At 57.2% G+C, this 11,557-nt stretch carries 8 protein-coding genes; 7 read left to right on the forward strand and 1 reads right to left on the reverse strand.

The genetic code is table 11. From position 1 onward, the window contains the following. The first annotated feature begins 1,779 nt into the window (after positions 1-1,779). Entirely contained in the window at positions 1,780-2,418 is a 639-nt protein-coding gene (locus PHX60_RS13965) for a hypothetical protein (protein ID WP_300078883.1), read from the forward strand. A gap of 54 nt (positions 2,419-2,472) precedes the next feature. On the opposite strand, the gene PHX60_RS13970 is transcribed toward PHX60_RS13965, so the two are convergent. Beyond that, on the reverse strand, positions 2,473-3,327 hold the full coding sequence (locus PHX60_RS13970) for a hypothetical protein (protein ID WP_300078885.1): 855 nt from the start codon (positions 3,325-3,327) through the stop codon (positions 2,473-2,475). A 469-nt stretch (positions 3,328-3,796) separates the two neighbouring features. Between PHX60_RS13970 and PHX60_RS13975 the strand changes: the two genes are divergently transcribed. The 6 genes from PHX60_RS13975 to PHX60_RS14000 all read left to right on the forward strand — a co-directional run bounded on the left by PHX60_RS13975 (position 3,797) and on the right by PHX60_RS14000 (position 11,556). Then, positions 3,797-4,444: a transposase gene (locus PHX60_RS13975; RefSeq protein ID WP_300078887.1), complete on the forward strand. Its 648-nt coding sequence runs from the start codon at positions 3,797-3,799 to the stop codon at positions 4,442-4,444. A 204-nt stretch (positions 4,445-4,648) separates the two neighbouring features. Beyond that, positions 4,649-5,302 carry a ParA family partition ATPase gene (gene parA, locus PHX60_RS13980; RefSeq protein WP_300078889.1) on the forward strand — a complete coding sequence of 218 codons (654 nt, stop codon included), beginning with the start codon at positions 4,649-4,651 and terminating at the stop codon, positions 5,300-5,302. Positions 5,303-5,734: 432 nt separating this feature from the next. Further along, entirely contained in the window at positions 5,735-5,974 is a 240-nt protein-coding gene (locus PHX60_RS13985; protein WP_300078891.1) for a hypothetical protein, read from the forward strand. Positions 5,975-6,018: 44 nt separating this feature from the next. Beyond that, positions 6,019-8,535, forward strand: a complete 2,517-nt coding sequence (locus tag PHX60_RS13990) for an N-6 DNA methylase (RefSeq protein WP_300078893.1) — start codon at positions 6,019-6,021, stop codon at positions 8,533-8,535. Beyond that, complete coding sequence (locus tag PHX60_RS13995) at positions 8,528-9,841, forward strand: restriction endonuclease subunit S (protein ID WP_300078896.1); 1,314 nt, start codon at positions 8,528-8,530, stop codon at positions 9,839-9,841. The genes PHX60_RS13990 and PHX60_RS13995 overlap by 8 nt, the downstream gene beginning before the upstream one ends. Next, positions 9,838-11,556 carry an ATP-binding protein gene (locus PHX60_RS14000; protein WP_300078898.1) on the forward strand — a complete coding sequence of 573 codons (1,719 nt, stop codon included), beginning with the start codon at positions 9,838-9,840 and terminating at the stop codon, positions 11,554-11,556. The genes PHX60_RS13995 and PHX60_RS14000 overlap by 4 nt, the downstream gene beginning before the upstream one ends. The last annotated feature ends 1 nt before the right edge of the window (position 11,557 follow it).

Raw genomic sequence — 11,557 nt, forward strand, 5'->3', positions numbered from 1 at the left:
CTGCTCATCGCGCAGCAACAGGCACAGTCAATCCGGATCAATATGGTTGCGGCCCAGGCACAACGCCTAGTCGATAGTGTTGCTTTATATCAGGCCCTGGGAGGTGGTGTCAGTTAAGGCTATGCCCCAACTGGACATCAGACTCGAGAGATAAAACCGTCAGATTAGGGCCTTTTTCTGCTTTTCTGGACACTGCTGATGCACGGCCTATAGCCCTAACCTGAGACCGTGCACCCTTACCGTACGATTTTTTCCGTTTCGTGAGTTGACCCCTTTTTACTTCTTATTTTCATAACTGCGTTATTTTATTAAATTTTTATTTAATAACGTCGTTAATTTATTTTAAGCCATTAGCCCGCTGGCGCTCAGGACACCCCTCCTGGTAAAAAAGAGCAGGAGGGGCTTTGGAGTAACCAGCCCGACATCTGTCAGGCTGGTCGTGAGTCTGCGATTGGCCTAAGCCAATGGCAGGAGTAAATGCACCAAGGGATGCCTGGTGCCAAACGAATCACCCGGTGCTCCTATAGGAGCGATCCGGTCGTACTGGAAAATATTTTCCCTCTCTTCCTACCAAATCCGCCAAGATTTGGGTTCGCTCCCCCACCCGCCAAGGCGTTAGAGCGGCGCATCGCTGCAACGGGCTGCCAAGCCCTATTCAATGCCCCTTCACAGGGGCAAACACACACTTTCGCATAAACGCTTCCAACTTTCGGGAACGGGTCGCCAAACCCGCCGCTGCTCAAGGCAGCTCCCTGCATGCTTCGGTCGTATCGCATACAAGTCAAACCCTACTCATCAGTCTCCCCCTCTTGACCATAGAGCCCAACCGGTGCCAACCGAGCTGGTATGCCAAGAGGCTCCCCGTTTAGATTACTGCTACTGCGCAACGTGGTGCCACTGTCTCTGCAAGACGGCTAGCTTTCCAGCTTTCCGTAGATTTCAACGAGGCGATGTTCCAGAGCCCTTCGTTTACTCACCGTCCGCTTCATCGACTACGAACCACGGCTTCATGCCTATGGCTCCACGTTGCTCCGCGAAAGCACCCTCGAAGGGTGCCGTTACAGGTTTGAGCTATTCATCGACCCAAGGTTTCCCAAGGTGCCAGCGTTTCCGGGTTTCCCCTCCACGCCCTGTACTGTCACCAGTACCTCAGAAGCCATCCTGTGCGGCAGGCGTTACGCTCTTTCGATACGTCCCACCGGTCGGCCTTATCCGACTTTCACACATAACCAGGTCACTGGGCCATTTCCTGCCCAGCGCCGTTTCACGGTCGCCCAACTTCGCCCGGAATGTCTGCCGGGCCATCAGATTGATTGGGTCGAAGGAAAGAGTTGCACTCCCCAGCGCCCTTCGCAGCCGCACCAGCCCTATTAGAGGCATGCGGCTACAGCGTTTGCTCGTGACTGAATTGGCGTTTTCATGTCACTGCCGGGGTGGCGCCCCGGCTTGCCTTTCGGCTGTGCGTGTTGCAGTTTGGCGATCTGCCCGAGTGCTCCTGCGAGCAAGAGCACATAGGCAGGCCGCTGCGCATGCAAGTGCGCGATGCCTTCGCATCGCTGCTTTGCATGTTGCCTTTTCTGCTTCAAATCACTTTTGTGGTGTGTTGCCTATACGTGTATAGCTCGCGAACACCTGGTGTGCGGATTTTTTTTCTTGGAACATCATTACGTGCGGCTGCGCCGCACCGAATCACACTGCAAATCCAACTGCTGCCAAGGAGCAGCGCCCCGGCGCTGCCATCGGTCTCGCGAACGCTATACGTTGTTTTTGGAGTTCCCGATGCCCGCAACAACACCGATTGCCCATTGCAAAACTGCCGCCCTCGCCAGGGTACTCGATAGCGTCCCCAAGGGGTACACGCGCTACACCTCTGGAGAAGTACCAGCGAACAAGGCCTATGCCCTGGCGAACAAGCTGCACGAGCGCCATGCGATTGGTGCGACACCCGCCCGGCGCCTGACGCGCAAGCAGCATGGGCTAGCTAACGCGCTGCTGGTGATGTACTACCCGCCTGACGCACAGACGGTGCAGTGGTTGATGCTCTTCACGCCAGGGGAGCTGGAGTCACTGGAGCAGCTGCGCGATGTAACTGATAAAAAGCGGCTGCTTTGGCTGGGTTATGAGCTGGTGCGCAGGAGCGAACGCGGCAAGGCCAGTTGGACTTGGCGTCGCAGCAAGCAGGAGATGGCCGATGCCTACGCCTTGCTCAATCAGCAGCTGGGCAAGGGCCACCAGGCTGCAGTGCAAGAGACTTTGCAGCGGCTGGCCCATCAGCCCGGCTTTCATGGCGTGCGCGAGCAGGCATGGGCCTTGCAGCAGCATGCCTGGCACAAGGGGTATCGTGGTGAGCGGCCACCCCTTTTCTTTGTGCAAAAGGTCAGTCACGGCGAGCGCCTGCAATTGTCTGAGCGCAAGTAACCGGGCCACACTGGTTTTGCCGGTGTAGTCTTCATACTGAGAAGTGGCTAACTGCTACTCTTCACCGGTGATGCCACCAAGTGAAATTTCATCACCTGGTGGCTCTTGCTCTGGTGCGCTTGCTAAAACCTCGGTAGCCTTTTGACTCGCTGAGTGCATCACTTTTTGGCGCATCTCGCTCCAGTGATTCGGTCGTTTAAATTGCTGACGCTGGTTCAACACTGCAATCGCGTCCGCCGTGTTGAACCACAGCTGCTGCACTTGCCGCACGGTGTAGTCGGCAAATTTATAGCCCCGCTCAAATTGTTGGCCAGCGGTGGGCATTATGGCTTGGACTTGTGCAAGGTCATTATTGATGTTCTCCAGCAATTGCTGTAGTCGTTCTTCAGGGTCAGCACTGTGGTCCTGGGCAGGTGCCGCAGCTTGGGGTTGTATCAGCAAGCACTGGGCTTTTTGCAGCAGCTGGCGCACCCCATGTTGGACTTTAGGGTCTGCCAGGTGGGAGTCGCGATAGGCACAGTCTGCGGCTTGATTGATTTGTTGCTGTGCAAAAGTGACCCAGTCGCGCATCTGGTTCAGCTGTTCGATGCTCCGGCGTTCTTGCTGACGTCGGCGCGCTGGTTCCAAAACACGGGTTTGAATGCGCTGCATCAGCTGCTCGTACCGGTGAGGTTGTCCATTCGTCGCCAGCATCAGCTGCACGTGGAATTCGTGGGGAATCTCGGTTTTGTGGATAGAAAAAGAGCAGAGAAACTCCTGTGCCGAGAGGCCAGGCTGTTCGCCGTTGCGCGGGAGGTAGCGGTTGCGGTAGAGCATGGCGCTCGTGTTGTTGAACTTGAGCGATACCGAAAAAGGGCCTGCGGCCAGGTCTTGTCTGTCGGGGGGGATGGTGGTGGAATCAGTGTCCATAAAAAGTCCTTAAAAAGTTAAGAACAGACGTATAGGCACGCGAGAGGGGCGAGATGGGGTCCAAGTGCAAAAAATCCTTACCTAGATGGCAATCTCTGCTTAGTAGCACTGGGGTGGGTTCGCTTGCCGGGTGCTTGGCCCATCCCGGTGGGGCATCACCTTGGTGGGTATCGCCGCGGATCAAAGTGTTGCCGGTAGGTATTGCCCTGTTCTTGTTTTCGGCACCACTTGGGTTTCCGTGGTAAATTTCCTTTGGGCTGAAAAGGCCTGATGCTTGAAAACATCTCTAATACGCGGTCGCAACCCCCACCGGTAAGCAGGGTTTTGTCACGCCTAATTTTCGGCGGGATGGATCATGCCGCAAGGGTGGTCGCACGGCGTATTACGTGTTTTCAACATCCCGCCACCCACCATGACTGTGCTTGAAAACGCAGTCGCTGGGTTCTAAGTCTCAATACGGAGCCTTTCCATGCAAAACATTTCTTCTGCGCCCTCACATGCGCCGTCCTTTCAGGACAATCCCACCGATCTCGAAATTTTCAAATTGCTCCAGCGAGCTGCAACTGGACTTTCTGACGCCCTCGACGTGGTGCTTGATTTGAATCCGAGGGCGCCAGTGGCTGCTCAGCTAGAGCAGGCCTTGGGCCGCGGCCTGCGTGGTGTCAGGGCACTCAAGCGCATCAGGTCGATGGCGAGTGCCGGTGCAGCAGTCAACATTACTGCCGAATCGGCAAAGGAGCGACAAGCTGACCCGTTGTGCGCCTTCCAAGGCACCCACATCCAGCCCACAGCTAATGCGAAAAAACGTCGCTCTCGCCGTCATTTTGACAAAGACTACAAGCGATGGGTTGTCCAGCTCATGCGTGAGCGCAATCTGACCATTAGCGAAATCAGCAAAGAACTGAACCTGACCTACAGCGCAGTGTGCAGCTGGGTGCGGGAGTTTGAGGCAGAGCAAACTGCAAGCGCCCAAGCGCGCACTGAGCAGGAGGACCACATTGGTGCGCTGGAAGAACTGGTGCGGCAGTTGCGGGAAGAAAAAGAGTTGCTGACCAAGGCCTCGGCCTTGTTTGCACGCGAGCTCGGTAATGCAGCGTCTGTGAGCATAGGGCGGTAAGCCTGTCGAGGCGGCTATACCTGGGAGTGCGATTGAATTGCCCTCCCTTTTTTCAGCGCGTCGGTTTTGTAGTGTTCGACTGCAAGGCAGCGGTGGGCTCAATGCCAGAGGTGCTACCACAGGGGTGCAGAACGTAAATCATGATTTCATTTTTTACGTTTTTCTGTAAAGTATAATTTTTACAAAATATTAAAAGGTGAAAACATGATTTTTGGTGTATTAAACCAAAAGGGTGGAGTTGGCAAAACCACTCTCAGTGTCAACTTGGCCGCTGGTCTGGCCCGCACTGGGGTACGTGTGTTGTTGATTGATGCAGACCCCCAAGGCAGTGCATTGGACTGGGCTGCTGCACGGCAGGGCGAGCCCCTGTTTTCTGTTGTCGGCTTCCCCCGTCCGACCATCCATAAGGAAATTAGCCAAATTGGCCAAGGCTACGACCACATCATCATTGATGGCCCACCGCGAGTCACCGATTTGGCACGATCTGCCATCCTGGCCAGCGACATCGTGGTGATACCCGTCCAGCCGTCGCCCTATGACATCTGGGCGGCAGAAGAGGTTGTGAAGCTGATTGAAGAAGCCCGTGTTTATAAAGAAAAAATAAAATCTGTTTTTGTTGTAAATCGTAAAATTACAAACACAGCTATCGGGCGCGATGTGCGCGAAGCCCTCGCTGCTTACCCAGTCCATGTGTTGCAAGCTAGTTTGGCGCAGCGGGTTGTTTTTGTCGAGACTGCTGCCCAGGGGCAGGCCATTTTTGAAGTCGATGCTGCGGGGCCAGCCGTTGTCGAGATGGAGGCTGTTGCAGCTGAATTGATGGAGTACGTCAACTACCCCGACCTGAAGGTCGGAGCTTAGAAGGCGAAAGCTTTGCAAGTTCGGGTTGACCAGACCCAGCACCCCGGATGCCTTAATCCGGGCTTCATTGCCGAGTAGAGCGGGTGCTACGTTGTGTGCAGGTGCGAAGCTTACCTTGGGATGCTTCGTCAGTCCCAAGCTCTGAAAGTTCTGGTTGCAGACAAGCGACAGGGTAAGCACGAAACGGATTGGAACCGCCCGCAAGGGCAAGCCGGTACACAACATGGTCGAGGGGAGCCGCACCGCAAGGTGCGCGTCACTAGGCCCTTACGGGCAGAGCCGCAAGGCCCAGCAGAGGTGAAAAGCCTTGCACTAATTTCTGTCAGTCGGGCTATTGAATGGACGTGAGCAGGTATGGCCCAAAGCAAAGAACGCGATGCGTTCCGCGCTCTACCTCCCCGGGATGAATGCCGAGGTTTCACGCGCAAACGGATGAACACCAAAAAAATAGAGTTTGGCACCAAACCCACCAACCGGCCTGTACCCGATGCCGTCGATTCGTGGGTAGATAGTCGCACCGCAGGTCAGGCGGTGGTCGAGCCGATGAAGCGCTTGACCATTGACATCCCCGAGAGCCTGCACCGCTCCATCAAGTCTCAATGCGCGATGCGTGGCAGCAAGATCGTCGATGAGGTGCGCGAGTTACTTTTGCAGAAATACGGAAATGCTTAAAAAAGCAAAAAAGTAAAAACGTACAAAAAACCGGATTCCCCTTTATGCCCCTGACCCTGCCCCAGCTAGAACGCCACCTTTTCAAAGCCGCCGATATCCTACGCGGCAAGATGGATGCTTCCGAATTCAAGGAATACATCTTCGGGATGCTGTTTCTCAAACGCTGCTCTGACGTGTTTGAGCAGCGTCGCGAAGAGGTGATTGCTGAGCGGCTCGCAGCAGGTGAAACGCCAGACCAAGCCGAGGAGTCTGCTGAAAACCCACGGTGGTACAAAAAAGATGGTGCGTTCTGGGTTCCACTCCAGTCACAGTACCCTTACTTGTTGCGTAATGCACACCAGAACATTGGCAATTTCCTGAACAAGGCACTCTCTGGCATTGAAGACCACAACTCCAGCCTCGAGGGGGTGCTGGACCACATCGATTTCAATAAAAAAGTCGGTCAAGGCAAAATTCCCGACATCAAGCTACGCCAACTGATTACCCACTTTGGCATCCACCGCCTGCGCAACGACGATTTGGAGTTTCCCGACCTGCTGGGGGCTGCTTACGAGTACCTGATTGGTGAATTTGCCGATTCGGCGGGCAAAAAAGGTGGCGAGTTCTACACGCCACGCTCAGTGGTGCGTATGATGGTGCGCCTTATCAAGCCTGGTTTGGCCCACGATATTTACGACCCCTGCTGTGGCTCTGGCGGCATGTTGATTGCAGCTAAGGAATATATCGACGAGCATGGCGAAGATGGCCGCAAAGCCAGCCTGTTCGGGCAAGAGTTCAACGGCACAGTATGGTCGATTGCCAAAATGAACATGCTGCTGCACGGTATCAGGAACGCCAAACTGGAAAACGAGGATACCCTGGCCGAGCCTCAGCATATCCAAGGTGGCGAGTTGATGCACTTCGACCGTGTGCTGACCAACCCACCGTTTTCTATCAATTGGGGCAATACCGAAACGGATGCCGATGGCACGCCCGCTTGGGTGCCCAAGTTCCCGGAACGCTTCCGCTACGGCCAAGTGCCCTTAGGTTCCAAAAAAGCAGACCTGATGTTTTTGCAGCACATGCTGGCCGTTACCCGCGACGGCGGCATGGTGGCCACCGTGTTGCCGCATGGCGTGCTGTTTCGGGGTGGTGAGGAAAAAACCATCCGCGCCGGCATCATTGAGGACGACCTGCTCGAAGCGGTCATCGGTGTGGCGCCCAACCTGTTTTACGGCACCGGCATCCCCGCCTGCATTCTGGTGCTGCGCCAGCGGGTGCAAAACGGTGCCCAGCGCGTCAGCGGCAAGCCTGCCGAGCGCCAGGGTAAGGTGCTGTTCATCAACGCCGACCGGGAGTTTTTTGAAGGCCGCGCCCAGAACTACCTGCTGCCCGAGCACATCGAGAAAATCGTTACCACGTTTGACGAATTCCGCGCCATCGACGGCTTCTCAAGCATTGTGGACAACGCCACCCTCAAGACCAACGGCTACAACCTTAACATCCGCCGCTATGCCGACAACGCGCCGCCGCCCGAACCGCACGACGTGCGCGCCCATCTGGTGGGCGGTATCCCCAGAGCCGAGGTAGCTGCCAAAGCCGGTTTGTTCAGCGCCCACGGCCTGAATCCGCTGGATTTCCTGGTGGACAGGGATGCGAATTACTTCGACTTTGCGCCCACCCTCGACAGCCGCCAAGCCATCAAACCAAGCATCGAAAACAATCCCGGTCTGGTGGCTAAGGAGGCCGCCATCCGCACCGCTTTTGCACAATGGTGGCAAGCACACAGCGCCCGCATCACGGCCCTGTCTGGGCAAATGCAAAGCGGCAACGACGGTGCTGCCAGCTTGGTGGCCCTGCGCTCCGACCTGCTGACCAGCTTTAGCCAGAGCCTGGAGGCCATCGGCCTGCTCGACCCCTTCCAGGTGCGCGGCATTGTGGCCGGGTTCTGGTACCAGACCAAATACGACTTTTTGACCCTGCAAGCGCGCGGAGCCAAGGGCGTGGCCGATGCCTGGCGCACCAGCATCGTGACCGCACTGGAGGACAAGGCCAGCAAGGAAAGCCCGCTGGAGCACAAGCTGGTCAAGTTGCTGATGAGCGACTTTGTCGAGGCCATCACCACGCTGGAGGCCAAAAAGGCCGAGCTGGACAGCCAGATCAAGGCCGCCAGCCCCAAAGAAGCCGAAGGCGAAGACGGCGGCGACACTGACGCCAGCGCCGAAGCTGCCGACCCCGACGACGAGAACGCCGTGGACGAAGCCCAGCTGAAAGAATGGAAGAAGGAACTGGCTGCCGTTAAAAAACAGCTCAAGGCCAAACACGATAGCTTTAAGCAGCATATTGGCACCGCCGTGGCCGGACTGACACCCGAAGCCGCCGCCGAGCTGCTGCTGACCATTTTGCACAACGATATGCGCGCCATTGTGGAGCGCTACATCGCCGCGCAACGTAAGCAAATCGTGGCCGCGTTTGAGAACTGGTGGGACAAATACCGCGTTACGCTGACCGAAATTGAAGGCAAGCGCGATGCAGCGGCACAGGCTTTGCAGGGGTTTTTGAAGGGGTTGGGGTATGTCTGATTGGTTTGATGGTCAGCTTACCGACTTAATTCTTGCACTCGATGCAGGCGTAAGCGTCAATGCCGAAAATCGACCACATGGTTCAGGCGAAATCGGCGTACTTAAGACCAGTGCCGTAAGCGGTGGGGAATTTCTTGCGGACGAAAATAAAACCGTCGTCGAGGGTGAACGACATTTGGTTGCTGAGCCAGTTCTAGGTGATTCTATTTTGGTTAGCCGCATGAACACACCGGAGCTTGTCGGAGAATCTTGTTATGTTTGCAAAGCGTATCCGTCACTGTTTCTGCCTGATCGACTCTGGCAACTCAAGCCCAAGGATCGCGCAAAAATAAGTATGCGCTGGCTGTCGTTCGTGTTGCAGTCTATAGCGTATCGCCGTTATATTGAGGTTCATGCAACCGGCACCAGCGGTAGCATGAAAAACTTGCCTAAGTCCAAGCTTTTAGCATTACCAGTTAGGTATCCAGCGCTGACCGAGCAAACCAAGATCGCCCAAATCCTCGACACACTCGACACTGCCATCCACGAAACCGAGGCCCTGATCGCCAAGCTCAAGGCGGTAAAGCAGGGGCTGCTGCACGACCTGCTCACGCGCGGCATTGCGGCCAACGGCGAACTGCGCCCGCCCCAAACCGAAGCACCGCATCTTTACAAGCTCTCGCCGCTGGGGTGGATTCCAAAAGAGTGGGATACATCTACTGTTGCCAATAGTTTTTGCGTTGATTCAGGGATCACACTAGGCCCGCATCGACTCCCACGATCAAACGCCCACCCCTATTTGCGAGTTGCCAATGTTTACCGTGCAAGACTTCATCTTGATGATGTGGCACAACTTCAGGCATCAGCAGCAGAAATGAAATCAAAGGCTTTGCGAGTTGGTGATTTACTTCTCGTTGAAGGACATGCAAGCGTTGAAGAAATTGGTAGATGTGCATTAGTCACAGAAGCTGCCGAAGGTATGCTCTTTCAAAATCACCTTTTCAGACTGAGGGCAATTTCAGTTTCCCCAAATTTTGGCCTGTTGTGGCTGAACTCAGCATTTGTTCGCAACTATTGGCGGAATGAAGCTGCTACGAGTTCTGGCCTAAACACAATTAATCGGACAAAGCTAAGTCGTTTAGGAGTGGCCCTTCCAACCCAATCGGAGCAAGAAGCAATTGCCACATGTGCAGATACAGCGAACGCCAAATTAGCTGCTGAGGAATATGCCCTGACGAAGTGGCAACAGCAAAAATCCGGCCTCATGGATGACCTCCTCACTGGCCGCGTCCGCGTCACGCCCCTGCTGGAGGCCGCTGCCCCATGATCCCCGCCTTGCCCAGCGCCGAATCGCTCACCGTCGAGTTCAAAAGCGACCGCAAGCGCCTGCCCGACAGCGATCTGGTCGAGGCCATCGTCTGCCTGGCCAATGCCGAGGGCGGCACGCTGTGGCTGGGTGTGGAGGACGACAGCACCCCCACCGGCCTGCATGTGGAACACCGCAATCTGGCGGGCCTGGCCGGGCTGGTGGCGGCGCGCACTTCGCCCTCGCTGCGGGTGCAGGTGGAGCCGGTGGAGGCCGCGGGCCTACCCGTGGCCTGCATCACCGTGTCCAAGGCGCAAACGGTGGTGGCCACGGTGGGCGGCGTGTACCTGCGCCGGCGCCTCAAGCACGACGGCACACCCGAGTGCGCCCCCATGCTGCCGCACGAGCGCGAGAGCCGGGCGGCCAGCCTGGGCCTGGTCGATGTGTCGGCGCAGCCGGTGGCCGGTGCCACGCTGGCCGACTTGGACCCGCTGGAGCGCGAGCGCCTGCGCCAAGCGGTGCAACAGTACGGCGGCGACCGGGTGCTGCTGGAACTGGACGACGAGGCGCTGGACGGTGCGCTGGGCCTGACCGCACGCCAGCCAGACGGATCCCGGGTGCCTACGCTGACCGGCCTGCTGTTGGTGGGCCGCGAGACCTCACTGCGCCAGTGGGTGCCCACGCACGAGTTTGCCTTTCAGGTGCTGGCCCAGCAGGCGGTGCGCTTCAACGAATTTCGCCGTTTTCCGCTGCTCAAGGCGCTGGATTGGCTGGAAACCAACTTTCGCCCCTACAACCCGGAGGATGAGATACAGGTCGGCCTGTTCCGCGTGCCGGTGCCGTTGGTGGACATGGCCGCCTTCCGCGAAGCGGTGGCCAATGCCCTGATTCATCGCGATTACCACCGCCTCGGTGCCGTGCATGTGCGCCTAGAGGACGACGTGCTGGTGGTAAGCAACCCCGGCGGTCTGGTCGATGGTGTGACGTTGGCCAACTTGCTGGTCACCGAGCCGCGCCCGCGCAACCGTGCCCTGGCCGATGCCATGAAGCGCGTGGGCGTGGTGGAGCGTTCAGGGCGCGGGGTGGACACGATCTTCCGGGGCATGCTCAAGTTTGGCCGCCCCAGCCCCGACTATTCGCGTACCGATGTGCATAGCGTGGTGGTGCGCTTGCCGACCACCCCGGCGGATGTGGATTTTCGGCGCCTGGTGGTGCAAGAGGAGCGCCGCCGGGGGGCCGAGTTGCCGATTGACAGCCTGATTGCGCTGGCGGCTATCCGGGAGCTCAAGCGTGTAACGGCTGAGGAGCTGGCCGAGCGTATCCAGCGCGATGCGGCCAGCGCCAAGCGCACGCTGGAGGCGCTGACCGAGGCCGGTCTGGTGGAGGCCCACGGCACGACGCGGGGGCGCAGCTATACGCTATCCTTGACCGTTTACCGCGCCGCTGGCGATAAGGCAGGCTATACGCGGCAGGCGGGTTTTACGGCGCTTCAGCACGAGCAAATGGTGCTGAGCTATGTGCGCCAGCACGGGCAAATCAAACGTGCCGAGGTGATGGAGTTGTGCCGTTTGAGTGAGGGGCAGACCAAGGACTTGCTGAAACGGATGCAGGGCGACAGCCTGCTGCAGCTGGAAGGTGCTGGGCGTGGGGCGTTCTACCGGATGGGAGAACGGGGCGTAAATGGATGGAAACGGATGGAAACGGATGAACGCCATCCATTTCCCCAAAAGGAGTAGC

It is taken from the genome of Giesbergeria sp., from assembly GCF_028686475.1.
Taxonomy (GTDB): domain Bacteria; phylum Pseudomonadota; class Gammaproteobacteria; order Burkholderiales; family Burkholderiaceae_C; genus Simplicispira.

Coding starts and splice junctions, on each gene's coding strand:
- PHX60_RS13965 (WP_300078883.1), top strand. CDS start 1,780: ATGCCCGCAACAACACCGATTGCCCATTGCAAAACTGCCGCCCTCGCC.
- PHX60_RS13970 (WP_300078885.1), bottom strand. CDS start 3,327: ATGGACACTGATTCCACCACCATCCCCCCCGACAGACAAGACCTGGCC.
- PHX60_RS13975 (WP_300078887.1), top strand. CDS start 3,797: ATGCAAAACATTTCTTCTGCGCCCTCACATGCGCCGTCCTTTCAGGAC.
- parA (WP_300078889.1), top strand. CDS start 4,649: ATGATTTTTGGTGTATTAAACCAAAAGGGTGGAGTTGGCAAAACCACT.
- PHX60_RS13985 (WP_300078891.1), top strand. CDS start 5,735: ATGAACACCAAAAAAATAGAGTTTGGCACCAAACCCACCAACCGGCCT.
- PHX60_RS13990 (WP_300078893.1), top strand. CDS start 6,019: ATGCCCCTGACCCTGCCCCAGCTAGAACGCCACCTTTTCAAAGCCGCC.
- PHX60_RS13995 (WP_300078896.1), top strand. CDS start 8,528: ATGTCTGATTGGTTTGATGGTCAGCTTACCGACTTAATTCTTGCACTC.
- PHX60_RS14000 (WP_300078898.1), top strand. CDS start 9,838: ATGATCCCCGCCTTGCCCAGCGCCGAATCGCTCACCGTCGAGTTCAAA.